The 24,724-nt window shown below is 67.2% G+C and carries 24 protein-coding genes; 6 read left to right on the top strand and 18 right to left on the bottom strand.

All coding sequences use genetic code 11. The annotated features are described in order from the left end of the window. The 4 genes from P1K30_RS18245 to P1K30_RS18230 are packed head-to-tail and all read right to left on the bottom strand — an operon-like array spanning position 1 to position 3,593. Positions 1 to 405, bottom strand: a complete 405-nt coding sequence (locus tag P1K30_RS18245) for a biopolymer transporter ExbD (RefSeq protein WP_275634203.1) — start codon at positions 403 to 405, stop codon at positions 1 to 3. Further along, positions 395 to 1,069, bottom strand: a complete 675-nt coding sequence (locus P1K30_RS18240; RefSeq protein ID WP_275634202.1) for a MotA/TolQ/ExbB proton channel family protein — start codon at positions 1,067 to 1,069, stop codon at positions 395 to 397. Before P1K30_RS18240 ends, P1K30_RS18245 begins: the two co-directional genes overlap by 11 nt. Further along, entirely contained in the window at positions 1,066 to 1,539 is a 474-nt protein-coding gene (locus P1K30_RS18235; RefSeq protein ID WP_275634201.1) for a hypothetical protein, read from the bottom strand. The genes P1K30_RS18240 and P1K30_RS18235 overlap by 4 nt, the downstream gene beginning before the upstream one ends. Before the next feature lie 14 nt (positions 1,540 to 1,553). Continuing rightward, positions 1,554 to 3,593 carry a TonB-dependent receptor domain-containing protein gene (locus tag P1K30_RS18230; RefSeq protein ID WP_275634200.1) on the bottom strand — a complete coding sequence of 680 codons (2,040 nt, stop codon included), beginning with the start codon at positions 3,591 to 3,593 and terminating at the stop codon, positions 1,554 to 1,556. Positions 3,594 to 3,820: 227 nt separating this feature from the next. Between P1K30_RS18230 and P1K30_RS18225 the strand changes: the two genes are divergently transcribed. From P1K30_RS18225 to P1K30_RS18210, 4 genes are read left to right on the top strand one after another with little or no spacing between them, the layout of a single operon-like run. After that, positions 3,821 to 4,888, top strand: a complete 1,068-nt coding sequence (locus P1K30_RS18225; RefSeq protein WP_275634199.1) for a hemin-degrading factor — start codon at positions 3,821 to 3,823, stop codon at positions 4,886 to 4,888. Then, entirely contained in the window at positions 4,885 to 5,748 is an 864-nt protein-coding gene (locus P1K30_RS18220; protein WP_275634198.1) for a heme/hemin ABC transporter substrate-binding protein, read from the top strand. The genes P1K30_RS18225 and P1K30_RS18220 overlap by 4 nt, the downstream gene beginning before the upstream one ends. 39 nt (positions 5,749 to 5,787) lie before the next feature. Beyond that, complete coding sequence (locus P1K30_RS18215; protein WP_275634340.1) at positions 5,788 to 6,852, top strand: FecCD family ABC transporter permease; 1,065 nt, start codon at positions 5,788 to 5,790, stop codon at positions 6,850 to 6,852. Beyond that, positions 6,852 to 7,631 (top strand): heme ABC transporter ATP-binding protein, encoded by a 780-nt coding sequence (locus tag P1K30_RS18210; protein ID WP_275634197.1) that lies wholly within the window; start codon positions 6,852 to 6,854, stop codon positions 7,629 to 7,631. The genes P1K30_RS18215 and P1K30_RS18210 overlap by 1 nt, the downstream gene beginning before the upstream one ends. Positions 7,632 to 7,747: 116 nt before the next feature. Here the strand turns inward: P1K30_RS18210 and P1K30_RS18205 are convergent, their stop codons facing one another. From P1K30_RS18205 to P1K30_RS18190, 4 genes are read right to left on the bottom strand one after another with little or no spacing between them, the layout of a single operon-like run. Continuing rightward, positions 7,748 to 8,500 (bottom strand): iron ABC transporter ATP-binding protein, encoded by a 753-nt coding sequence (locus tag P1K30_RS18205; protein WP_275634196.1) that lies wholly within the window; start codon positions 8,498 to 8,500, stop codon positions 7,748 to 7,750. Continuing rightward, the gene (locus P1K30_RS18200) at positions 8,497 to 9,423 is read right to left on the bottom strand and encodes an iron chelate uptake ABC transporter family permease subunit (RefSeq protein ID WP_275634195.1); all 927 of its coding nucleotides are present in this window, start codon (positions 9,421 to 9,423) and stop codon (positions 8,497 to 8,499) included. Before P1K30_RS18200 ends, P1K30_RS18205 begins: the two co-directional genes overlap by 4 nt. Positions 9,424 to 9,427: 4 nt before the next feature. Next, the gene (locus P1K30_RS18195) at positions 9,428 to 10,357 is read right to left on the bottom strand and encodes an ABC transporter permease (RefSeq protein ID WP_275634339.1); all 930 of its coding nucleotides are present in this window, start codon (positions 10,355 to 10,357) and stop codon (positions 9,428 to 9,430) included. Next, the gene (locus P1K30_RS18190) at positions 10,357 to 11,256 is read right to left on the bottom strand and encodes a siderophore ABC transporter substrate-binding protein (protein ID WP_275634194.1); all 900 of its coding nucleotides are present in this window, start codon (positions 11,254 to 11,256) and stop codon (positions 10,357 to 10,359) included. Before P1K30_RS18190 ends, P1K30_RS18195 begins: the two co-directional genes overlap by 1 nt. A 110-nt stretch (positions 11,257 to 11,366) precedes the next feature. Between P1K30_RS18190 and P1K30_RS18185 the strand changes: the two genes are divergently transcribed. Then, positions 11,367 to 11,669, top strand: a complete 303-nt coding sequence (locus tag P1K30_RS18185; RefSeq protein WP_275634193.1) for a DUF2218 domain-containing protein — start codon at positions 11,367 to 11,369, stop codon at positions 11,667 to 11,669. Between the two features lie 46 nt (positions 11,670 to 11,715). After that, a complete protein-coding gene (locus P1K30_RS18180) occupies positions 11,716 to 12,201 on the top strand; it encodes a GNAT family N-acetyltransferase (protein WP_275634192.1) in 486 nt (161 codons plus the stop codon). A 15-nt stretch (positions 12,202 to 12,216) separates the two neighbouring features. Here P1K30_RS18180 and P1K30_RS18175 read toward each other — a convergent pair whose 3' ends face one another. The 10 genes from P1K30_RS18175 to P1K30_RS18130 all read right to left on the bottom strand — a co-directional run bounded on the left by P1K30_RS18175 (position 12,217) and on the right by P1K30_RS18130 (position 24,707). Further along, positions 12,217 to 13,476, bottom strand: coding sequence for an NAD(P)/FAD-dependent oxidoreductase (locus P1K30_RS18175; RefSeq protein ID WP_275634191.1), 1,260 nt, complete (start codon positions 13,474 to 13,476; stop codon positions 12,217 to 12,219). Between the two features lie 14 nt (positions 13,477 to 13,490). After that, on the bottom strand, positions 13,491 to 15,113 hold the full coding sequence (locus P1K30_RS18170) for a GMC family oxidoreductase (protein ID WP_275634190.1): 1,623 nt from the start codon (positions 15,111 to 15,113) through the stop codon (positions 13,491 to 13,493). Continuing rightward, complete coding sequence (locus P1K30_RS18165; RefSeq protein WP_275634189.1) at positions 15,110 to 15,649, bottom strand: hypothetical protein; 540 nt, start codon at positions 15,647 to 15,649, stop codon at positions 15,110 to 15,112. The genes P1K30_RS18170 and P1K30_RS18165 overlap by 4 nt, the downstream gene beginning before the upstream one ends. Before the next feature lie 22 nt (positions 15,650 to 15,671). Further along, complete coding sequence (locus tag P1K30_RS18160; protein WP_275634188.1) at positions 15,672 to 17,162, bottom strand: aldehyde dehydrogenase family protein; 1,491 nt, start codon at positions 17,160 to 17,162, stop codon at positions 15,672 to 15,674. Continuing rightward, positions 17,159 to 18,310 (bottom strand): amidohydrolase/deacetylase family metallohydrolase, encoded by a 1,152-nt coding sequence (locus P1K30_RS18155; protein WP_275634187.1) that lies wholly within the window; start codon positions 18,308 to 18,310, stop codon positions 17,159 to 17,161. The genes P1K30_RS18160 and P1K30_RS18155 overlap by 4 nt, the downstream gene beginning before the upstream one ends. A gap of 68 nt (positions 18,311 to 18,378) precedes the next feature. Then, entirely contained in the window at positions 18,379 to 19,380 is a 1,002-nt protein-coding gene (locus P1K30_RS18150) for an ABC transporter ATP-binding protein (protein WP_275634186.1), read from the bottom strand. A gap of 11 nt (positions 19,381 to 19,391) precedes the next feature. Beyond that, positions 19,392 to 21,287, bottom strand: coding sequence for an ABC transporter permease (locus P1K30_RS18145; protein WP_275634338.1), 1,896 nt, complete (start codon positions 21,285 to 21,287; stop codon positions 19,392 to 19,394). A gap of 157 nt (positions 21,288 to 21,444) precedes the next feature. Beyond that, positions 21,445 to 22,746, bottom strand: a complete 1,302-nt coding sequence (locus P1K30_RS18140) for an ABC transporter substrate-binding protein (RefSeq protein WP_275634185.1) — start codon at positions 22,744 to 22,746, stop codon at positions 21,445 to 21,447. 187 nt (positions 22,747 to 22,933) lie between these two features. Beyond that, a complete protein-coding gene (locus P1K30_RS18135; RefSeq protein WP_275634184.1) occupies positions 22,934 to 23,836 on the bottom strand; it encodes a MurR/RpiR family transcriptional regulator in 903 nt (300 codons plus the stop codon). A gap of 118 nt (positions 23,837 to 23,954) precedes the next feature. Continuing rightward, on the bottom strand, positions 23,955 to 24,707 hold the full coding sequence (locus P1K30_RS18130; RefSeq protein ID WP_275634183.1) for an IclR family transcriptional regulator: 753 nt from the start codon (positions 24,705 to 24,707) through the stop codon (positions 23,955 to 23,957). Positions 24,708 to 24,724 lie beyond the last annotated feature (17 nt).

Here is a 24,724-nt window from a genome sequence, read left to right as displayed (position 1 = left end):
TTACTCCAGAACGCGGATGTCGAAGCCCGGCTGCTGCCGAAGCACGACAAGAAGGTCGATCAGCCGTTGCGAGGTCAGGTCGTCGCCAGAGGGGGCAATGATCAGGGTGCGGCTGGCGGTTTCGGTGTCGTCGGGCGCCTCGGCGGCCAGCCGGTCGGGCAGGTCTTCCAGCGACACCTCTTGCGCGTTCAGCCGGATCGTGTCGGCGCCAAGCTGCAGGAACAGCGGCGGCGTCGCTGCCGGGGCCGGTGCCGCAGGTCCGCCGGTTCCGGTGTCCAGCCGGATCTCGGCGAATTTCGTGAAGGTCGAGCTGAGCATGAAGAACAGCAGCAGCAGGAAGATCACGTCGATCAGCGACGTCACCGAGACCGCGCGGCGGGGCCGGGCAGGGCTTCTAACGGGCATTGGCCTGCGGGAAGGGTTGCAGCACGTCGCCCTTGTCGCGGGCCTTGGGCAGCGGCGCGAACAGCGTCTCTATCGCGATTTCTGCGATGGACCGTTCGCGGGCGAGACGGGATTCAAGGAACGTCAGCAGCAGGCTGGTGGGCATCGACACGGCAAGCCCGGCGGCGGTGGTCATCAGCGCGACCCAGATGCCGCCTGCAAGGGTCGAGGGATCGACCGCAGACCCCGCGTCCTGCAGTGCCTGAAACGCGTCGATCATGCCAAGCACGGTGCCGAACAGGCCCAGCAGCGGCGAGATCTGCGCGATGCTGTCGAGGATGCGGAAGCAGCGTTCCAGACGGTTGAGGCGGGCAGAGGCCTCGGCCTCGATCCGGGTCTTGTCGGGGGCGGTGCCCGCGTTCAGCGCGCGCAGCAGGACCGGCGCAAGGTGGCTGCGGCTTTTGCGCAGGTAGCCGGCGGCGGCGTCGGTTCGCCCGGCGTCCAGCTCGGCCATCGCCTGCCGCAGGCTGCGGTGGCGGCCGACCCCGGCAGAGGCGTATTGCCAAAGCTTGTACAGCACCACCGCCAGCGACACGACGGACAGGCACAGCAGGATCGCGACGACAGGGCCGCCGAGGTCGAGAATGGCGTTCAGGCGGTCCCGCAGGACATCGATGACAGTCACCCCAGCACCTCGATGTCGGCGCGCGTCGACAGGTCGAGTTCGTCGGTGCAGGTCGCGGGGTCCAGCCCCTCGCCGTCGCAGGTCTGGATGCCGTTGATCAGCACCTGACCAAGGCTGCCGCAGTCCAGTCCCGACACGTCGAACTGGCGCACGCGGGGCCGGTTGGCGGGCAGGGCCTGCAGGTCGAACAGCGTCAGGCGGTCGACCACGCCGTCGGTGGTCAGAAGCACGGTTTCAAGCACCAGCTTGTCGACGTCGACGCCGGTGCCGTTGGTCGCCATGAAGGTCAGGCGGCAGGCGCCGTCCAGCGGGCTGGCGCTGTTCAGCTCGACCTTCAGGGCGGGCGCGGTGCCGGTGTCCGTGTCTGTTTCCGTATCCGGCGCGGCGTCCTGTGCCAGTGCGACGCCGGTCAGCGACGCCGAGATCACGGCGGCGGCCAGCCACGGGGTGCGGTGTCTGGAAATGCGCATTGTGTCTCCTGTCATCAGAATTCGAAGGTGCGCGTCAGCGCGATGCTGTACGAGCGGCCCTCGCCGTTGTCGCCGGCAAGGCTGTTGCGGTACGTGGTGTCGAAGATGTTGTCGGCGGTCAGGCCGATTGTCAGCCCTTCCAGCGGGCCCTGCTGCGGCGACCAGTTCACGAAAAGATCGTGCAGGTTGTAACCGTCGTAGGTCGTGCCGTCGCCATAGTCGATGTCGCCGTAGAAGTGGCCGCGCCAGCCGTATTCCAGCCCGTATTCCGGTGCCCGTCCGCCCAGCGTCAGCACCAGCGAGCGTTGCGGCACGGATGTCGGGGTCAGGCCGGTGGCGGTATCCTCGCCGCGCACGTCGGAGAACGCCGCGCGGGCAAAGCCGCGCTCGGCCTCGTAGGCGCCTTCCAGTTCGACGCCCCACAGCTTCACATGGTCGATGTTGCGGTAGAACGGCGTGCCTGCCGTGGTATCGCGCGAGATCATGTCGGTGATGTCGTAGTAGAAGCCGGTCGCCTTCAGCTCGACCACGTCGTTCGCCGTGAAAATGCCGTAGTGGGAATAGCTTACGCCCAGTTCGACGCTGTTCGCCATCTCGGGGTCCAGACCGCCGCTGGCGGGCTCGGTGGGGCTGAAGGAATAGATCTCGTCCAGTGTCGGCGTGCGCTCGGTGTGCGCCAGCGAGCCGAAAACGGACAGGTCCTCGGTCAGCTTGTAATGCGCCGCGATCTTCGGAGAGATCAGCGTCGTGTCATAGTCCTGCCCGCCGTCGCCGGGTTGCAGCGACACAAGGTCGGCGCGGATGCCGGGCACCAGCGTCAGGCGGTCGTTCCAGACGAATTCGCCCTGCAGGTACGCGCCGATCTTCTGGTCGGTGCCTTCGGGGTGGAATTCGATGGATCCGCTGGTGCTTTTCGCGATGCGTTCCTGGCGGGACAGCTGGATACCGGCGGTCAGGAAATTCTGCCACGCGCCGAAGCTGACGTCGAAGGTGTTCTCGGCCTTCAGGCTGAGGGTGCGGTAGGCATAATGCGAATCCTCGAACAGCGGCGAAATCGCCGGAAGCGAGGAGTCGCCCTGCTCGACGTCGGTGTCCGAGTAGGTCAGCACGACATCCAGATCCAGCCACGGGTTGCCGGGGGCGGAATCCTCGTACCGGAGCGCGAAGGTCTGGTCGAAGATGTCCCGGTCGATGGTGCCGAAATTGAAGCTGTCGGTCTGGGCATAGCTGGTGTCGTCCAGCGAACTGTTCCACGCCGAGTAGGACGCCGTCAGCGATTTCGACAGGGTATCGCCGAAGGTGTACTTGGCCTTGATCAGGCCGGACAGCGCGTCATAGGCCGACCCGGCCACGTCGTTGCCGTCGCCGTCTTCATAGTCGCCCGCCTTGCGGTAGTTCAGCGCGAACAGCGTCTCGAACGTGTCGACCGGTCGCGTGGCGTAGATCGCCGAGACCAGCTTTTCGTTGCCGTTGCTGGTATAGCCGGTGCGGAACCGCAGGGCGTGGTTGCCGGTGGTCAGGAAGTCGCCGGCGTCCTTGGTCTCGAAGTTGATGACACCGCCGATTGCGCCGGACCCGTACAGGGTCGAGGACGCCGGGCCGCGCAGCACCTCGACCTGCTTGTACAGTTCGGGGTCCGAGAAGAACGAGCCCATGCGGTACTGTTCGTAGAACTTGGTGGCGCCGTCGACGGTGACGATGATCTTCGACTCGTCCGAGGAGGCCAGTTCGCCGACGCCCCGGATGTTGAAGGACACGCCACCGACCCGGCCGGTGCCGATGCCCTGCACGCCGGGAACCATGTCGAACAGGTCGGCGGCGGTCGACGCCTGTTCCTTGTCGATGTCGTCCTGGTTCAGGACGGTGACGGCCTGCGGGGTGTCGATCGCGACGGTCTCTGTGCCGCCGAAGCCAAGGACGATCCGGCCAAGGCGGGTGAAAACGCCGCCGTCGGCGGTTTCGTCGACCGTCTCTTGGGCGGCAAGGGGCGCGGCCAGAAGCGCGGTCAGCGCGGTCGTGCAGAACAGTAAACTTTTCGAGTGGCCGACGCGCATGTCTTCCCCAATCGTGGTGATAATGATGTGTTGGAGCTGGCGCTTGGCTGGCTGGTGCCGATTTGCGCGAGTGTGACGCAGATCGCTTGTTGCACTGGTTAGAATGGCTGACTAAAGTCGTCAAGTATATCCGCCGCATGGCAGCATCCTGCGGCGCCCCAGCGAAGCCTGCGCATGGCGCGGCGAGCCAGGCTACGTGATACCCAACACCACAAGGACTCCGTTCTATGGATGCCAAGGCAGGCAGCTCGCCGCAGGCCCTTCTGCGCGCAATGAATGACAACCCCAAGGCGCGCCCGCGCGACCTCGCCGCTCAACTCGGCGTGACCGAGGCGGATCTGGTCGCCGCGCGTGTCGGGCAGGGCGCGACGCGAATCGACGCGACCCCCGATGCGCTGGTGCCGCGACTTGGCGCGCTGGGGCCGGTGATGGCCCTGACCCGCAACGAAAGCGCCGTCAGCGAAAAGACCGGCGTGTATGACAATTACAAATCCGGCGCCCATGCGTCGATGGTGCTGAATGGCGCGATCGATCTGCGGATCTTCCCGAATGCGTGGGTCCACGGCTTTGCGGTCGAGGTCGAGACGGACAACGGCGTGCGCCGCAGCTTTCAGGTGTTCGACGCCGCCGGGGATGCCGTGCACAAGGTGATCCTGCCGCTGGATGCCGACCCGACCGAGTGGCTGGCCATCCGCGACGCGCTGGCCACCGGCGATGCGTCGCAATCGCTGACGCTGCAGCCGCGCGAACCGGTCGAGGCGCCGAAGTCCGAGCCGGAAAAGCGCGACATCCTGCTGAAGGAATGGGAGCGGATGACCGACACCCACCAGTTCCTGCGGCTGACGGCCAAGCTGCGGATGAACCGGCTGGGCGCCTACCGCATCGCGGGCGCGCCGTGGGTGCGGCAGCTGGACCCCGCCGCGCTGGACACCGCACTAGAGACCTGTTCGGCGCAGGGCGTCGAGGTGATGGTCTTTGTCGGCAACCGTGGCTGCATCCAGATCCACACCGGGCCGCTGAACACGATGAAGAAGATGGGGCCGTGGCAGAACGTGCTGGACCCCGACTTCAACCTGCACCTGCGGTCGGACCATGTCGCCGAGCTTTGGGCGGTGGAAAAGCCCACCCGGCGCGGGCCCGCGCTGTCGATCGAAGGCTTCGACAAGGACGGGATGCTGATCCTGCAGGTGTTCGGCAGCCGGTCGGGCGAGACGGACCACCGCCCCGCCTTCGCCGAGGTGGTCGCGACACTCGAAAGCGTCCGGGCCGAGGCCGAGAAGGAGGCCGTCGCATGAGCTTTCGGATCACTTCCGTTCCCATCCTTGGCGCCGTTGCGCTTGCGGCTTTGACGGGCGGGGCGCTGGCGCAGGACGTGGCCCCGGGCGAGCGTGTGCTGTCGGTCGGCGGCTCGGTCACCGAGATCGTCTATGCCCTTGGCGAACAGGACCGCTTGGTCGCGCGCGACACCACATCCAGCTATCCCCCCGAGGTGCTGGAGCTGCCCGACGTCGGCTATATGCGTGCGCTGTCGCCCGAGGGCGTGCTGTCGGTGAACCCCGACCTTGTGATCGCCGAAGCGGGCAGCGGCCCGGCCGAGACGATCGACGTGCTGGAAGAGGCGGCGATCGAGTTCGTCGCGGTGCCGGACGGTTTCGACCGCGACACCGTGCGCGCCAAGATCGAGGCGGTGGCCGCCGCGCTGGACGTGGCCGAGAAGGGTGCTGCGCTGGCCGACGAGGTCGACGCCGCGCTGGCCGAGGCGATCCCCGCCGAGATGCCGGAGACGCCGAAGCGGGTGATGTTCATCCTGACCGCGCAGGGCGGTCGGATCATGGCCTCGGGCACCGACACCACGGCGGACGGGATCATCCGAATGTCCGGCGCGGTCAACGCGGTCGAGGGCTTCGACGGCTACAAGCCGGTCAGCGAAGAGGCGATCATCGCGGCAGCCCCCGACGTGATCCTGATGATGGACCGGGGCGGCGAACACGCCATGTCGGACGACGACCTGTTCGCGCTGCCCGCCGTCTCTGCGACGCCGGCAGCCGAAAGCCGCAGCGTCGTGCGGATCGACGGATTGCTGCTGCTGGGCTTCGGTCCCCGCACGCCGGACGCGGTGCGCAGCCTGCACGACGCGCTGTACGGCGGCGCCTGACCGATGGCGTCGACAGAGATCGGACCGGGGGCGGGGCGGATGCGCTCTGCCCCCGGCGCACGTTTGGCCGGGGATCGCAGCGCGCGGGCGCGGCTGGTGCTGGCCGGGCTGGCGGTGCTGTTGTGCGCCGTGGCGGTGGTCAGCCTGACGGTCGGTGCGACGGGCACCGCCTTGTGGCCGGTGCTCAAGGCGCTGGTGGCGGGCGAGCCGCTGGCGGCGCGCGACCGCATCGTGCTGCTGGACATCCGCCTGCCGCGCATGGCGATGGGGCTGCTGGTGGGCGGTGCGTTGGCGGTGTCGGGCGCGGTGATGCAGGGGCTGTTCCGCAACCCGCTGGCCGACCCCGGGCTGGTCGGCGTCAGCGCGGGCGCGGGGCTTGGCGCGGTGGGCACCATCGTTCTGGGCGGCCTGCTGCCAGCATGGATCGCGGCGCCCTTCGCGGGCTATCTTGTGCCGATTGCGGCCTTCGCGGGGGCGTGGATCACCACGCTGCTGCTGTACCGCGTGTCGACGCACCACGGGCGCACCTCGGTCGCCGTCATGCTGTTGGCGGGCATCGCGTTGCAGGCGCTGGCGGGGGCGCTGTCGGGCATTCTTGTCTACATGGCCAATGACGCGCAGTTGCGCGACCTGACGTTCTGGAACCTCGGATCGCTGGCCGGCGCGACGTGGAACAAGGTGCTGGCCGCCGGTCCGATCATCCTGCTGGCGCTGTGCGTCGTCCCGTTTCTGTCGCGCGCGCTGAACGCGCTGGCGCTGGGCGAGGCGGCAGCGTCGCACATGGGGGTCCCGGTGCAGCGGATGAAAAACATCTCGATCCTTTGCGTGGCGGCGGCGGCCGGGGCGGCGGTGGCGGTGTCCGGCGGCATCGGGTTTGTCGGGATCGTCGTCCCGCACCTGCTGCGGCTGGCCATCGGACCGGACCACCGCTTTTTGCTGCCCGCCTCGGCGCTGCTGGGCGGGGCGCTGCTGATCGCGGCGGACATGATCGCCCGCACCGTGGTCGCACCCGCCGAACTACCCATCGGCATCGTCACGGCGGTGCTGGGCGGGCCGTTCTTTCTGTGGATCCTGCTGCGCAACCGCGCGGCATTGGGGGGCTGATGCTGCACGCTGTCGGAATAGAGGTGGCGCTGGCGGGGACGCCGGTGCTGAAGGGCGTCGACTTCGAGGCGCGGGCGGGCGAGGTCACGGTGATCGCCGGGCCAAACGGATCGGGCAAGACGACGCTGCTGAAGGCGATGACCGGCGAGGTGCCGTATTCCGGCACGGTCACGCTGGACGGCGCGGACGTGTCGGCGATGAAGGGCTGGGAGCTGGCGGCGCGCCGGGGCGTGCTGCCGCAGGCGGGCCAGTTGTCGTTCCCGTTCACGGTGCTGGAGATCCTGCGCCTTGGCCTGCAGGCGGGCCGCATGGCGCGGCGAACCGAGTTGCCGGTGACGGCGCTAGACCGCGTGGGGCTGGCCGGCTTCGAGGGGCGGTTCTACCACGATCTGTCCGGCGGCGAGCGTCAGCGTGTGCAACTGGCCCGCGTGCTGTTGCAGGTCTGGGAGCCGGTGGCGGACGGGCGTCCGTCGTGGTTGTTGCTGGACGAGCCGGTGTCGGCGCTGGACATCGGCCACCAGCTGGAAGTGATGGAGATCGCCCGCGACTATGCCCGGCGCGGTGGCGGGGTGGTCGCGGTGATGCACGAGCTGAACCTGACGGCGATGTACGCCGACCGGCTGGCGCTGTTGCACGGCGGGCGGATGGCGCGGCAGGGACACCCGTCCGAGGTGCTGACCGACGACCTGCTGTCGCGCGTCTACGGCTGCCGGGTCCGGGTGAATGCGGTGCCGGACGGACCGGTGCCGTTCGTCCTGCCGCAGGCGGCGGGGATCTGACGCACCGGAGGTGCGTGACGTAAAAAGGTACGGGGCTCTGCCCCCGTCACACCTGTGGTGTGACTCCCCCGAGGTATTTCGGAAGAGAAGAAGCAGGCCGGGTGGGCCGCCTTTGGTCAGAGGGTAAGGACCACGCGGCGGTTGTCGACGGTCGCGACCGAAACCTCGGTGTCGTAGAGGGCGGACAGGACGTCGGGGGTCATGATCTCGTCCGAGGCGCCCTGCGCGTAGACGCGGCCGTCCTTCAGGGCGACGACGTGGTCGGCATAGGCGGCGGCGACGGTCAGGTCGTGCAGCACGACGACGACGGTGCGGCCCGCGTCGGCCTCTTCCCGCGCGATCTGCATGACGCGGCGCGCGTGGGCGAGGTCGAGGTTGTTCAGGGGCTCGTCCAGCAGGATCACGTCGGTGTCCTGTGCCAGCACCATCGCGATCAGCGCGCGCTGCCGCTGGCCGCCCGACAGCGAGTCGAGGTAGCGGCCGGCGAAGTCCCGAAGGTCCAGCCGGTCGATCGCGCGCGCCACGCGGGCATGGTCGAGGTCGGTGAGGCGGCCGTGGGAGTGCGGGTAGCGGCCGAAGGAGACGAGATCCTCGACCGTCAGCCGGGGACCGATCAGCGCGTCCTGCCGCAGGACCGACAGACGGCGCGCGAGATCGCGGTTGGGGTAGTCGGCCAGCGGTCGGCCATCCAGCAGCACCTCGCCACGGGTGGGGGCGACCAGCCGGCCGAGCGCGGACAGCAGCGTCGACTTGCCCGCCCCGTTGGGGCCGACCAGCGCGGTCAGGCGTGCGGTGGGCAGGGTGGTGGTGATGCCGTGCAGCACCGGGCTGCCGGTCAGGCTGACGTCGAGATCGCGAATGCCGATCATCTGCTGGCCTTTCGAAGGATGAGGTACAGGAACGCGAGGCCGCCGAGGGCCTCGATCACCACCGAGACAGAGGTCTGCAGGCGGAGCACGCGTTCGAACAGCGTCTGCGCGCCGACAAGGATCGTCGCGGCGATCAGCCCCGACAGCGGTAGCAGCACGATGTGGCGCCATGTGCCCGCGACCTGATTGGTCAGCGCGGCGGCGAGCAGGCCGAAGAACACGACCGGCCCGACCAGCGCGGTCGAGACCGAGACCAGCAGCGCCACCAGCGCCAGCAGGTGCCGCGCCTCGCGGTCGTGGTTGACGCCAAGGTTGATCGCCGTTTCGCGGCCAAGGGCGATGACGTCCAGCGTCCGGTGGCGGTAGATCAGCCAGCCGGTGACCAGCAGGGTGATCCCGGCGGCCAGCCATGTGAGGTCGGCGTTGACCGAGTTGAACCGCGCGAAGCTGGCGGACTGGACCACCGAGAATTCGGACGGGTCGATCATCCGGTTCAGCAGGCCGGTAAGGCTGCGGAACAGGACGCCGAAAATGATGCCGGTCAGGATCATCCGGCTGAGGTCGCGCGAGTTCCGCAGTAGCGTGCCGAACAGCAGGAAAGACGCGCCCAGCATCATGCCGGTGTCCAGCGCAAACTTGGAGAAGGGGTCGAGATAGGCGAAGCCAAGGCCCGTCAGGAAGAACACCAGCGCGGTCTGGATCAGCAGGTAAAGCGCGTCGAAGCCCATGATCGACGGCGTCAGGATGCGGTTGTTCGACAGGGTCTGGAACACCACCGTCGACACCGCGACGGCGACAGCCACGGTGATCAGCGCCAGCAGCTTGCTGCCACGGAACATCAGGATGAACCCGAGGTCCCCGCGCGCGCCGACCGCAAGGTAGGCGGCGGCAGCGGCGGCAAGGGCGCCGAGGGCAAAGAGCACGGTTTTATCGGGCAGGGCGCGGGCGAACATGAAGAAGCCAGAGGAAGACGACCGCGCCGACGACGCCAAGAACGGTGCCGACGGGGATCTCGAAGGGGAAGCGGATGAGGCGGCCGATGATGTCGCAGGCCAGCACCAGCCCCGCGCCCGAGGCGGCGACGATGGGCAGGGTGCGGCGCAGGTTCTCGCCCATCAGCCGCGAGACGATGTTGGGCACCACCAGCCCGACGAAGGGAATCATGCCGACGGTAACGACCGTGACGGCGGTCACGACGGACACGATGGCCAGCCCGATCGCCATGACCTGACCGTAGTTCAGGCCAAGGTTACGGCTGGCGTCTTCGCCGATGCCCGCGATGGTGAAGCGGTCGGCGTAAAGATAGGCCAGCACCGTCAGGCCGCCGGCGATCCAGAGGTATTCGTACCGGCCCAGCATGACGCCGGAGAACTCTCCGTTCATCCAGATCGAGATGTACTGGATCAGGTCCCGTTCGAAGGCAAGGAAGGTGGTCGCGGCGCCGATGATGCCGCCGTAGACGATGCCGGTCAGCGGCACCAGCAGCGGGTCGCGGGGCGGCAGGCGGCGCACCAGCGCAAGGAACCCGGCGGTGCCGGCCAGCGCGGTGGCGATGGCGGCCAGCATCTTAAGCCAGATCCCGGCGGCCGGGTACAGCAGGGTCACCGCGACAAGGCCGAAGCCTGCCGCCTGTCCGGTGCCGGCGGTCGAGGGTTCGACAAAGCGGTTGCGGACGAGCATCTGCATGATGACGCCCGACACCGCCAGACCCGCCCCCGCCAGCATCGCGGCGGCGGTGCGCGGCAGGCGGCTGACCAGCACAAGCCACGGGTCCCCGCTTAACGACGCGACCCCCGTGAGCACGCTCACGAGGGCCAGGGCCAGCAGTCCCGCGACGACAGTCAGCCGCGTGGCGATCACGAAGCGGCGCCGCCGAAGGCTTTTTCAAGCAGCTTGAGCGTGTTCATGGTCGAGGTATAGCCACCGCCCGAGATGTAGATGTCGGCGGCGTTCAGGTACACGACGTGGCCGTTCTTCCAAGCGTTGGTTTCGGCCACCAGCGCGTTGTCCAGCGTGGCCTGCGCGCTGTCACCCTCGGCGCCGATGGCGGCGACGCGGTCGATCACCAGCAGCCAGTCGGGGTTCGCCTCGGCGATGAACTCGAACGAGATCGCCTCGCCGTGGGTGGTGTCCTCGACGTCTGCGACCGCCTCTGGCAGGTCCAGCGCGCCGTGAATCCAGCCAAAGCGCGAGCCGCCGCCATAGGCCGAGATCTTCGGGCCGTTGGTCAGGATCATCAACGCGTTGCCCGCGCCTTCGGCTGCGGCTTTCGTGGCCTCAAGCTGGGTGTTCAGCGCGTCGGCCAGTTCGGCGGCCTTGTCTTCCAGCCCGAACAGCTTGCCGTAGGCGTCGAGACGGGCCAGCGTGGTGGCGTACTGGTCGCCGCCCATCGTGGTCATGTCGATGGTGGTGGCGTATTTCTGCAGCTCGGTCACCTGCGACGCGGACCGGCCACCGGCGACCACAAGGTCGGGCCCAAGGGCGTACAGCGCCTCGAAGTCGGGTTCGAACAGGGTGCCGATGTCGCCTTCGTACTGCGTAAGGTAGTCCACCATGATGTTGCCGATCGACGCGGCCACCGGAACGCCAAGCGCGTCCAGCGTGTCGAGCGCGGCCATGTCGTAGACGGCTACGGTCTCGGGCGCGGCTTCAAGTTCGACCGGGCCGGTCGCGGTCTCGATGGTGACGGGCTGGGCCAGCGCGGGCAGGGCAAGCAGCGCTGCGGCGGCAACCGTGGCAGTGAATGTGCGGAACATCGGGGACTCCTTGACTCGGCCCGTCTGGCGGGCGTTTCCGAGGCTTTTGCTAGGGTATTGTCGGGCTGGCGTCCAGTCACTATCCTGACAGAAACGCAAGGATATCCCCCATGCTGAAAACTTACGCGCGCTGGCCGACTGAAAATGCATCCAAGTATTTGCAGCAGCTGTGCAAGCACTTCGGCCATAAGGTCGAGGTTTCCTACACCCCGTCAGAGGGCCGGGCGGACCTGCCGATGGGGCCGTCGGTCATGACGGCGGATGCAGAGGCGCTGACCATCGAGGTCACCGCGCCGGACGCGGAGGGGCTGACGCGGGCCAAGGGCGTGATCGACAGCCATCTGAAGACCTTCGCCTTCCGCGAAGGGTTCGAGCGGATGCCGTGGGCCGACGAGGCGACGACGACGGCCTGAGCGGCGCAGGCGGGACAGCTGGCCCCCGATCCGGTAGTGTCGAGGCATGAGCGCCAAGGACTATGACTTCCGGGCGGCGACGCTGGACGATCTGCCGATGTTGCGCGCGTGGCAGGCGATGCCGCACGTTCGCGCGTGGTGGGAGGACGACGAACCCTATGACGCCGCGCATCTGAAAGACCCGCGCGTTGTCCGGTTGATCGTGTCGCATGGCGGGCGGCCTCTTGCGTATATTCAGGACTATACCGTGCACGGCTGGGACGGGCATCCTTTCGCCCATCTGCCCAAAGGGTCGCGTGGCATCGACCAATACATCGGCGATCCCGCGATGGTCGGCGTCGGGCATGGCACGGCGTTCATCGCGGCGCGGATGCGGGCGCTGTTCGACGCGGGCGCGCCGGTGATCGCGATAGATCCGCATCCCGACAACGCCCGGGCCATCGCCGTCTATCACAAGGTGGGGTTCAGACCCGAGGGCCCTGCGCGTGAGACGAAGTGGGGCCTGATCCTGCCGATGGTGGCGTATCCCTGATCCGTCGGCAGCCGCCTAGCGAAAGCGCGACGGCCGGAACGGCGCGGGGTCGACGAACGGCGTCTCGCCCCCCATCATCTCGGCGATCAGGCGGCCCGTGGCGGGGCCCATCGTCAGACCTTGGTGGCCGTGGCCGAAGGCGTACCAGATGCCGTCGCGGTCCGGCGACGGGCCGATCACGGGCAGCATGTCCGGCGTGCAGGGGCGACCGCCCATCCACGGCTTTGGATCTGCAGGCTCGCCGATGGGGAACATGCGGCGGGCGATCTTCTCGGCCTCGGTGATCTGGACCGGGGTCTGCGGAGTCTCTAGCCGGCCAAGTTCCGCGCCGGTGGTCAGGCGGATGCCGCGTTTCATCGGGGCGATCAGGAAGCCGGTTTCAAGGTCGGCGACCCAGTTGTTCAGGGGGCGGTTGCCTTCGCCCTTGAAGTGGCGGTGATAGCCGCGCTTCACGAACAGCGGCGGTTTCCACCCCAGCTTTGCCACGACCTTGTCGGTCCACGCGCCGGTGGCGACGACCACCTTGTCGGCGGCGGCGATCTCGGTGCCGTTCGACGACAGGACCCAGCGGTCCTTGACCTTGGCGATGTCGGTGACGTCGCCGGTGACCAATGTTCCGCCCGATGCGACGAAGGCGTCTGCATAGGCCGCGACCAGTTCGCCGGGGTCGCGCACCGACCATGTGTCGGGCCAGTGGATCGCGCCGGTGAAGCGTTCCTGAAGGTGCGGTTCCAGCGTGGCGACCTCGTCGCCGGACAGGCGTTCGAAGGGCACGCCGAAACCGTCGTGGTTTTCCTTGGCGTGGGCCAGTCCACCGGCCAGCCCGGCGGGGGTGCGGTACAGGTCGTACCAACCGTCGCGGCGGATAAGGTCGTCCGCCACCTGTCCGGCCCAGTCGATCTGGCGACCGTGTTCGGTCAGCGAATGCTCGATCAGCGTCGCGTAGGCTTGCGTCGCCTTCGCGTGGCGTTTCGGGGCCGAATTCCACCAGTAGCTTGCCAGCCCGCGCGCCACGCCGGGCAGGGCGGTGGTGTGATAGCGGATGTCGATGCCCCGGCGCATCAGCACCGACAGGATCTTCGACACCGAGCGGGGAAAGGCATAGGGCGCCACCGCCTCGCGCTGGATGATGCCCGCCGGACCGAAAGAGGCCCCGTTGGCGGGGCCTCCCTTGTCGATCAGCGTCACGGTCCAGCCCTTGCGGGCCAGGTGAAGGGCGCAGGAGGTGCCGACGAAGCCGGCACCGATCACTGCGACCGAACGGTCTGCTGTCATTGTCTTCCCGATCTTCAGGCGGCCATCGTCCGCTGCGGTGTGGTCAGGTCGGCGAAGTTGTCGCGGATGTATTCCGCCGCGCGCAGCGCCAGTGCCGAGATCGTCGGGGTGGGGTTCACCACACCGCCGGTCGCCAGCACCGAGCCGTCGACGATGAACATGTTCGGCACGTCCCAGGACTGGTGCCACCCGTTGACCACCGAGGTCGCGGGGTCGTCGCCCATCCGGCAGGTGCCGATCATGTGCCACGCGGGTGTGCGGTACACGCCGTCTTCATCGCGATAGTCGTTCAGCGCGATGTCGAAGGCCCCGCAGGCCTCGCCGATCTCCTGCAAACGGTCGAGCATGTAGTTCATCATGCGCTTGTCGTTCTCGCCGGGTTCGTAGTGCATCTTGATGACGGGGATGCCATCCTCGTCGGTGACGCTGTCATCCAGATACACGCGGTTTTCCGGGTTGGGAAGGTCGTCGCCGATGGCGAACAGCCCGATCGAGTGGCCGAACCGCTTTTCCATCCAGTCGTGATGCTCGGCGCCCCACGGGGCTTTGGTGCCGCTCATCCAGCCGGTGGCCAGTTCGCCCGCCGAGGGGGTCGAGGTGGTGCAGTTGAAGTTGAAGCCGTTGACGAACCCGCGGCTGGTGTCGGTTTCCGCGAATTCGCGCCCGAGGACCGAGGCGACATAGCCCATCTGACCGTCGACCTGTTCGTCGACCCAGATCTGCGCCGAGACAAGCGTGTGGTGCAGCAGGTTGCGGCCCACCATGTCCGACGAGTTGGCGATGCCCGACGCCAGCAGCAGGCGCGGGGTGCCCACGCCGTTGGCCGCGACGATGACGATCTTGGCGGTGACCTCGTGGATCTCGCCGGTCAGGCGGTCCTTGAACCGCGCGCCGGTGGCGCGGCCGTCGGTGCCGGTCAGGATCTTCAGCACCCGAGCGTGGGTGCGCAACTCGGTCCCGGCGGCCAGCGCCTTGGGCCAGACGGATTCCGCATACAGAGTCATCGACCCGCGCGGACAGCCGTTGCACAGGCCGCAGTTGTTGCAGGCCGGGCGGCCGTCGTAGTCTTCGGAAATCACGCCCGCCTCGGCGGGCCACCAATGCCAGCCCAGCTTGTCGAACCCTTCGGCCAGCTTCTGCGCCGGCTTGGTGAAGGGCAGCGGCCCGGTCGGGCATTCGGGGCGCGGCGGCATCGCCGGGTCGCCCGACAGGCCCGAGGTGCCAAGAATGGCGTCGACGCGTTCGTAGAACGGCGCGATGTCCTCATAGGCGATGGGCCAGTTCGGCTGCAGTCCGTGCTCGTCCCCCTTGCGGAAATCCGACGGGCGATAGCGCGGCCAGATCGCGCCGTAAGCGTTGGTCGAGCCGCCCACCGCGTTCCACATCAGCGGCTGGCTGCTGTCGGTCTGCATCTCGTAGTCGTCGGGATGGTCGCGCTGGGTGATGTCGGGGTTCCAGTTGGTCGCCCGCTGCCATGACCAGTTGGTGTGGTTGTGCACGAACTCGTTCTTCTCGACCCAGCCGCCCTGTTCAAGGCACAGGACGTCCAGCCCGGCCTGCGACAACACCAGCGCCGACAGCGCGCCCGTGGCGCCCGATCCGATGATGAGAACGTCGCGTTCGGTTTCGGTGCTCATCGCTGTAGCCCCCATTTCTCGGTCTTCACGGTGTCGAGGTTCAGCCCCGAGGTATCCACGGGTTTCACCTGATCGGTCGGGATGTAGTGGCCCCGGTTGTGGCGCGGGGTCTGCGTGGCGCGGTCGAACTTGGGCAGGTCGTAACCCGACAGGTGCGGGCGGATCTTGTAGGGCGTGCCGTTCGCGTCGATCAGCATCACGATGACGGGGCTTTCGTAATAGGCCTGAAACGCAGCGTCGCGCAGCCAGCCGAAGCGGCCCGGATCGGACGCTTCCAGCGATTTCACCGCCTCGACCCGTTCCGCCGGTTCCATCCCGGCCCACGGCGCTCCGATCTTGTTCAGCGTCTGGGCCAGCGCGGTCAGCGCCGGTTCGCCGTTCTGCTCGATCAGCCGCTCGACCAGCGGGAACTGAATCCCGACGACCGAGGCCTTGGGCCAGCCGTTGCCGCCGGGCAAAAGCTCGTCCACGAAAGCGGCAAGCGCGTCGGCAAGCTGTGCCAGCGCAACGCCCTTCGTTCCGTCATGTACCGTCATTCTACCGTTTCCTTTTCCGGCTCTATCCGAAATGGGGGAGGGGAACCGAAACCGAGCGGACCTCGGTCATCGCTTCCAGTGTGTGCTTGCCGCCGATCCGGCCGATGCCCGACTTGGTGCCGGACCCGCCGCCGAAGGGCATGTGGATTTCCCAGTAGGTCGTGCCCTCGTTGATGTTCACGATCCCGGCGGACAGTTCGCCCGACATCGCCATCGCGGTTTCGATGTCGTTCGAGAAGATCGACATCGACAGGCCGTACTCGGTGTCCTTCGCCACCCGCATCAGCTCTGCGTCGTCGCCAAGGGCGATCACCGGAACGATGGGGCCGAAGGTCTCTTCGCGGGCGATCCGCATCTCGGGGGTGACGCCGTCCAACACGGTGGGGGCATAGAACAGGTCGCTGCCCGCCTCGGGAAGGGCCTTGCCGCCAGCCAGCACGCGGGCGCCGTCGGCGATGGCCTCGGTGACGTGCTGCGCAACTTTCGTGGCGACGGCCGCGTTGTTCAGCGGCCCCATCGTCGTGCCTTGGTGCATCGGGTCGCCGACGACATGGGCGCGGGCGTGTTCCGCGATCTTCTCGGCCAGCGGCGTGGCCACGTCGACATGCGCCAGCACGCGGCCGGTGGCGGCGCATATCTGACCCGCGTTGCCAAAGGCCCCGTCCGCCGCGGCCGCAGCCGCCTTGTCCAGATCGGCGTCGGCGCGCACGATCATCGGGCCGTTGCCGCCCAGTTCCAGCAGCATCGGCTTGCCCGCGCCGCGTTCCGCGATGCGCTTGCCGGTGGCAGCCGAGCCGGTGAAGCCGATGGCGTGGGTGCCGGGGTTCACGACGATCTCGTCCCCGACGGTCGCGCCTTCGCCCAGCACAAGGTTGATCAGGCCCTCGGGCAGCCCGGCTTCGGCCAGCACCCGCATGAAGGCCACCGCGACAAGCGAGGTGGTCGGCGCAGGCACCCAGACCACGGTGTTGCCGGTGGCGATGGCGGGGGCGAGGTATTCGGTCGGGATGTTGACCGGGAAGTTCCACGGCGTGATCACCGCGTAGACCCCGCGCGGGAAGCGGCGGGTGATGACCTGCCGGTTCGGCGTTTCGCCGGGGATCGTCTCGCCGGTCATGTACTTGACCAGTTCCGCGTTCATGCGGAAGCCATCGGCGGCCTTGCCGACCTCGCCCATCGACTGGGCCAGCGGCTTGCCCTGTTCCATCGACAGCACGCGGGCAAGGTCTTCGAGGTTGGCGTCGATCGCGTCGGCCAGCTTCACGCACAGCGCGGCGCGGTCCCACAGCGGAACCTTGGCCCACGCGGGCTGCGCCGCGTTCGCGGCTTCGATGGCCCGGTGCGCCGTCGCGCGGCTGCTTGCGGGAAGCAGTGCGATGGTTTCGCCGGTGGCGGGGTTTACGACCGGGAAGGTGCCGCTTTCCGCGTTTTCCCACGCGCCGCCGATGAAATTCGCGGGGGTGTCCGCAAGGGCGGGCAGGTCCGCCGCCATGATCTTTGCCTGCTCGTTCATGCCACGACCTTTCCGGCTTCCTTGAACCATTTCCCGCCGATCACGCAGCCCTCGGCGAACAGGCGTTCCTCCACGGTGACGATCTCGCCCCGGACGTCTTCCAGATCGAAGCTGCCCTTCTTCATAGACAGCACCGACACGTCGCCCGGGGTCCCCGGCTTCAGCGACCCCAGTTCGGGCCGCCGGATCGCGTTGGCGGGCGTTTCGGTGGACGAGCGGACGATCTCGGACAGGCTCATGCCCAGTGGCAGGAACTTGGTCAGCGAGGTGACCTGATCATAGGCCGGGCCTTCGATGCACAAGGCGTGCACGTCCGACGAAATCACGTCGGGCGGGAAGTCGTTCGCCATCATGCCGCGCGCGGTTTCCCAGCCGAACGAGCCCATGCCGTGGCCGATGTCGAAGATCACGCCGCGTTCGCGGGCGGCCAGCACGGCGGGTTTCACCTGTCCATCGCCTGTCAGGGGCGAGTTCGGGAAGGGACGGAAGCAGTGGGTCAGCACATCGCCGGGGCGCAGCATGTCGACCACCGCCTCGTACGAGGGGGGCGGTTCGTCGATGTGGCACATCAGCGGCAGGCCGGTCTCGTCGGCGACCTGAAGTGCGACGACCAGCGGGTCGATCCCCGTGGGGCCAGAGGCGTGCTTGCCGATACGGACCTTGATCCCGATGATGTTGTCGGGGTCGGACTTGGCCACTTCGACGGCCTCGCGCGGGGCCATCAGCCGCCAGTCGTGGCTTTCGCCGACCATCAGGTTCTTCGAAAAGGCAAAGATGCCGGCGAAAGAGACGTGCAGATACACGAGAATCCGCGCGGTCGCGGGTTCGATGACGTGTTTCTTGAAGCCGGGATAGTTGCCGGGCCCGGCGCTGCCGGTGTCGACGGCGGTGGTCACGGCCGAGGTCTTGGCGAACATGTCCGCGTCGATCCCCAGCGAGGTGCCGCCCCAGTAAACGTGAGTGTGCAGGTCGATCAGGCCGGGGGTCACGATCAGCCCGGACAGGTCAGAGACCTCCTTCGCATCGCCGGTCAGGTTGGGACCGATGGCGGCCACCTTCCCGTCCTTAAGCGCAACGTCCTGCACGCCGTCGATCCCTTGGGCGGGGTCGATCACGTGCCCGTTGCGAAGGAGAAGGTCGAAACTCATACAATGTTCCTTTTCGTTGTCTTTATTCTGCACGGCGGTCGTGCCGCCGCTTGTCCCCGCAATGCGCGTCAGAGAGCCACGCCGCTTTCGCTGTCGAAGCGATAGACGCGGTGCGCCGGGGCCGTGAGTTTCACCTCGGACCCTTGCCCGATGCCGTCGATCTCGTTGGCGGTGGCCTTGACCATCTGCCCGTTGACCATGACGTCGAGGAAATAGTGGGGCCCCGCCGGTTCGATCAGGGCGACGTTGCCGGTGACGGCATAGGCGTCGGACGCGTCGGCGGAGCTGGCGGGCGTCAGGTCCTGCGGGCGCAGGCCCATCAGGATCTTGCTGTCGGCTCCCGGCAGCAGGTTCATCTTCGGCGAGCCGATGAACTCGGCCACGAAGCGGTTGGCCGGGTTGCGATAGACCTCCATCGGTTCCGCGAACTGTTGAAGATAGCCGTTCGACAGCACCGCGATGCGGTCGGACATCACCATCGCCTCTTCCTGATCGTGGGTGACGAACAGCACGGTCAGTCCCAGCTCGCGCGCCAGCCGCTTGATCTCGGTCCGCATGTGGACCCGCAGCGAGGCGTCGAGGTTCGACAGCGGTTCGTCCATCAGCAGCGCGGCGGGGTTGCGCACGATGGCGCGGCCCACGGCGACGCGCTGGCGCTGGCCGCCCGACAGGTCGGACGGGGCGCGGTCCAGCAGGGCCGACAGGCCCAGCGTCTCGGCGGCCCATTTGACCTGTGCCTCGATGGTCTGGGTGTCGACCTTCAGCCGCTTCAGCGGGAATGCGATGTTCTCGCGGACCGACATATGCGGGTAGAGGGCATAGTCCTGAAACACGAGCGCGATGTTGCGGTCGCGCGAACTGCGCTGCGCCATGTCGGTGCCGTCGAACCGGATCTGCCCGTCGCTGATCGGTTCAAGTCCGGCGACGCAGAACAGCAGCGTGGACTTGCCGCAGCCCGAGGGCCCGAGAAGCGACACGAACTCTCCCTCGCGGATGTCGAGGTTCAGGCCATGCAGGACGCGGGTGGTGCCGTAGTCCTTGATGACGTTGTCGATGGTGATGGAAGCCATTGGACTACTCCTCAGCCTTTGACCGCGCCGGACAATGCGCCCTGCACGAGGTAACGTTGGAAGACGAACGCGATGATCACGGGCGGCAGGACCGACAGCACAGAGGCCGCGAACATCGGCCCGTACTCGTGGAACCGCGCCTGCTGCAGAAAGCCGGACAGGACGACGGTGATCGTCTGGCTGTCGGGCGTCGAGGTCAGGATCATGGCAAACAGGAACTCGTTCCAGCTGACGAGGAAGCCGAAGATCGCGGCTGCCATGATGCCCGGCCGGATCACCGGCAGAAGCACCTTGGTCATCATCTGGAAATTGGTGCAGCCGTCGATGCGCGCGGCGGCATCAAGGCTTTTCGGGATGCCCTCGAAGGTGGATTTCATCATCCACGACACCAGCGGCAGCAGGATCGACAGGTGCGCGATGACCATGCCGGTCCGCGTGTCGATCAGGCCAAGCGTGCGGTAGATGACGAAGAAGGGCAGCACCAGCGTCAGCGCCGGGGTCATGCGGGTGAACAGCATGGCCCACAGCCCGGCCTGGAACACGCGGGCGCGGGGCCAGCGGGCGAAAACGTAGCCCGCGAAGGGCGCGATCGCCAGAGCTACCGCCACGGTGATCGCACCGATGATGAAGCTGTTCATCAGCGACAGCGGCACGCGGCGGGCCTGCACCGAGGTGGTGCCGCCGTCCGGGAACAGTACGGCCTTGAAGTTGTCCAGCGTGAAGCCCGAGGGGATCGCCGAGGGCGGGGTGCGGATCAGGTCGCTGGCGGGGGTCAGGCTCATCATCACCAGCAGCAGCACGGGCACGGCCGACCAGATGAAGATCAGCGCCACCAGCAGGCGAAAGCCGATGTCCGACAGGATCGCGCGGGTGCGCGGCGACAGCACCGGGTCGCGCGGCGGCGGCGGCGTGATGCTGTAGGGGCGGCGGATGCGCTGGGTGGTGGTGTCCGGCGTCGTGGCGACGGCGGCGGCGCGCGCCTTGCGGCGGCGCGGGCTGAGCACGAAGACATAGACGATGGCCAGCAGGAACGACAGGCCGGTCAGGATGTACAGCATCGCCGCGCCCTGGCCGAAGCGCAGGAACTGGAACGAATAGACATAGCCCAGCCACGCGAAGACGGTCGTCGCCTCGCCCGGGCCGCCGCCGGTCATGATCATGATGATGTCGAAGGCCATCAGCGCGTTGATCGTGGCGATGATCGACACGAACAACAGCGTGGGTTTCAGCCACGGCAGGGTGATCTGGAAGAACCGGGTGACCGGACCGGCGCCGTCCAGCATCGCCGCCTTGTGCAGGCTTGCGGGCATCGACTGCAGCCCGGCAAGCACCATCAGCGCGGTCAGCGGCGTCTGGTTCCAGACGTGGGTCAGCGCGACAAGGTTCAGCGCGCGGGTATTGTTGCCCAGCCAGGGCGTGGCAAGGAAGCCCAGCCCGAGGTCATGCAAAAGGCCGTTCAGCGTGCCGATGTCGCCCGCGTAGATGAACGACCACAAAACGCCGATGGACACCGGGGCCATCGCCCACGGCACCAGCATCACCGACCGCATGAAGCCGCGGCCGCGGAAGGCCTTGTTCAGGACCAGCGCCATCACGATGCCCAGCACCGTGGTCAGCACCATCGAGAAGCCGACGAAATAGATCGTCCGGTAGAACGCGCTCCAGAAGCTGTCCTGCGCGATCACCGTGCGGAAGTTGTCCAGCCCGACGAAGCTGGTGCGCTTGGTGATCGGGTTGGATTTGTGCGTGGCAAGCCAGATCGAATAGGCCAGCGGCAGGCCGACCACCAGAAGCACCAGCAGCAGGGTCGGCGCGGTGGCGAGATAGGCGAACAGGGGCGGCCGTGCGCGGCCACCGCCTTTGCGGCGGCGCGGGGGGCGGGGGACGGCCCGGGCTTCGGTTTCCACAGCGGTCAAATCGGTCTCCTGGGGCGGCGGCGCGGGGATTTGGGGCTTGTGCCGCCGGGCCCAGGGAGAGAGGCCCGGCGGAATGGCTTGCCGAAAGCAAGCCGTAGCGTCGAGGCGGGCGCGCGAGAGGAAGACCGCGCCCGAACCCTTGGCTGTCTTACTGGTACTCGGCCTTCAGGCCTTCCGCCTGCTCGGCCAGAGCCGCGACAAGGCTGTCGGTGTCGCCGGCGCCGCGGATGTATTCCTGTACGCGCTGCATCATGAACAGGTCCCATTCCGAGAACCAGATTTCCTTGGCGATGCTGCGCGAGGTGGCGTTGCCGATCTGCTCGTTGGTGACGTCCAGATCGCGCCATTCGCGGAAGCTGGCGACCACGTCCGGGTCGGCCATCAGTTCGCGGTGGGCAGAGCCCAGACCGAAGGCCAGCGCCCACTTTTTGCAGACATAGTATTCGCCGTCCGACGCTTTGCCGCCGAAGAACTGCAGCATGTCCCAGACGCGTTCGGGATCTGCGTTGGCGCCCATCATGTAGGTCGCGGTCCAAGCGAAGGTCGACTGCGTCGCACCCGGCATCAGCGCGTTCTGCACCTTGCCCGCGATCTGCGACAGCTCGGGGTTGTTGAACACGGCCTGGTTATAGTCGTGGTGGAAGGTGAAGACATGCGCCCCCGACGAGAAGGCGGGCACGCCCTCGTTCGGTTGGGTCATGATGTCTTCGACGACAAGACCTTCCTCGTACAGGGTGCGGTACATTTCCAGCACGCGGCGCAGGGCGGGCTCGTCGACGAAGTTGCCTTCGGCATCGAACACCTGCGCGCCCTCGGCGTACCAAGAGCCGAACAGCGACCACGACAGTTCCGGCCAGCCCTGACCCCACGCGCCGTTGAACGGGGCGTCGGAAATGCCGTCGGCCTTCAGCTTGCGGCAGGCGTCCAGCAGTTCCTCGATGGTGGTGGGAACTTCCAGCCCGGCCTGTTCCAGCGCCTCGGCGTTGTACATGAACGCAAGGTGCCCGGCGTAGTAGGGCATCGCGGCCAGACGGCCATCGGGCAGCGACAGCGAGTTCAGCGACGCCGGGTACAGGCCTTCCTTGATCTCTTCGACGCCCGGAAGACCTTCAAGGTCGCGGGTCCAGCCGGCGATGTTCCAGCGGGCGACGCGGTCTTCCTCGCCGTACAGCATGTCGATCTGCTCGCCGCCGATCAGACGGGTTTCGGCGATCGGGTGGTATTCACCGCTGACGAGTTCGTAGTTCACGTTCTCGGTGTAGAGCTCTTCGAAGATGCCGACGTTTTCCTCGACCATCTGCGGCTGGAACTGCCAGCCGATGAACGAGATCGCCTCGGCGGGCTGGGCGAAGGCGCTGCGGCCAAGCATCGTGGATGCGCCAAGCGCGGCAGCACCGCCCTGAAGCACCTGCCGCCGCGAGGCGAGAAACTGGTCCAATTTGGTATTCATGAGAGAACTTCCCTTGCTGGAGATGGCTGTCGTCCCGACGTTTCCCGCCGGTTGTCTTGCCTTCGAGCTTGGAAGTTTCTGAAAGTCGCTCAATTAAAAATTTGCATTTTTGGATCAAAATAGCTGTGAGGTTCGCTATCTGACCAAAAAACGGACGACCTGCTGCACAAAATTTTACATTTTTGTATCAGTCTGCCAGCGGGCGGCGGTCGTCGGGATCGATGTGCGACACGAACTGCTGCTTCAGTCGCCGCAGCGACTCTGCCGCCAGCGTCTTCGACCGAATCGCGGCGCCGAACGAGATCAGGTCGATCGCGAACAGCATCGAGTACCGGGCTGACGTCGGCCCGAGGACGTCGCCGTCGTCGTGGGTTTCCACCGGCAGCCCCAGGTCGGCGGCCTCTTGCATACTCGTGTTGGGTGGGCAGATCGCGATGCAGTAGGCGCCGTATTCCTGCGCGATCCGCATCGCCTCTAGCTCGGCACGGTTGTTGCCGCCCAGCGAGCAGCACAGCACCACGTCGTCACGGCTGGTGGTTGACGCGAACATCGACTGCATCACGCCGTCGCGGCAGGGGATCACCTTCATGCCCAGCCGGAACAGCCGGTTCTGGACCTCTTCGATCAGCCACGAAGACACGCCGCCGCTGCCGAAGGCATAGATCACCCGCGCGCCCAGCAGGCGGTCGATGGCTTTTTCGATCAGTTCTTCGGGGATGCGCATCGCGTCGGCGACCCCGTTCTGCGCCCGCATCGCCGCCTGTTCGCGCATCGCCTCGAAGGTGGTGGGCGGCGCCGGTTCTTCAAGATAGCGTGCGCCGACCCGCATCGCGCCCATGACCTTCAGCTTCATGTCCCGCAGCCCGTCGCATCCTGTGGCACGGCAAAAGCGGGTGATGGTCGGGGCCGAGACGCCGATCCACGGCACGAGATCCTCGATCGGCTTTTCCACGAATAAGCGCGGGTACGAGATGATGGCCGTGGCGATCTTCTGCTGTGTCCTCGACAGGGTCGGCATCATCTGGTGGATGCGCCCAAGGACGTCGGAATTCAGGTCGGGCTGGCCCGGTTCGGCCTGTGCGTTCGTCATCGCGGGATCTCCGGTCCCAAGCCGTCGGATGCGTCAGGCAACAGGATGGCTCGTTCGGGAAGCGTGGTTAGCACAGTCGGTTGCTTTGGCGAACAGTTTTCGTCCCGGCATGCTGCCGTCAGGCGGACAGCAGGTCCGAGATCCGGGTCGCGGCCTCGCGGATGGCGGGTTCAAGGCGGTCGCCGTGCTCGGCGGTAAAGCGGTTCAGCGGCCCGAACACCGACAGCGTCAGGGCGACCTTTCCCTGCCGGTCGCGCAGCGGCACCGCGACCGCCCCGATGTCGGGCTCGGCGTCGCCCGCATTGCGCGCAACGCCGTCGGCGCGGATGCGATCCAGTTCCGGTTCCATCGCGTCCAGCAGGGCGGGAAGCTCCGCCGCGGGCGTCTCGCCCGTGCGTTGGGCCAGCGTCGCGCGCTCGGTCGGCGACAGCTCTGCCAGCCACAGCCGCCCCTGTGCCGAGTTCAGCAGGCTAAGCGTCGTGCCGGTGCGGATGCTGACGGTGATCGGCCGTTCGGCGGTGGCGACCAGCGCGCAGGTCGGGCCCTGTCGCGACAGGCGGCAGACCATCACCGATTCGTTCAGGCGGTCGCGCAGTTCGTCCAGGATCGGCTGAATGCGGCGCAGGGCGGGGTTGGTCTGTTCCGCCAGCGCGCCCAGTTCTATCAGCCCCGTGCCCAGCCGATAGGCCCCGCGCCGCACCGCGTGCAGCGCGCCGGCGGCTTCCAGCGTGGCAAGGAACCGATGGGCCGTCGCCGCGTTCAGGCCCAGTTCTTTCTGGACCAGCGCGGCGGTGATCTCGGGCCGGTCGGCGGTGAACAGGCCCAGAATCTCGAACCCGCGCAGCAGCGATCCATTCAGCGGTGTGCTCATCCACCCCCCCCCCGTGG

The sequence above is a fragment of the Psychromarinibacter halotolerans genome (assembly GCF_029168315.1).
Classification (GTDB): domain Bacteria; phylum Pseudomonadota; class Alphaproteobacteria; order Rhodobacterales; family Rhodobacteraceae; genus Psychromarinibacter; species Psychromarinibacter halotolerans.
This window is presented reverse-complemented; position numbering and strand designations above follow the sequence as displayed.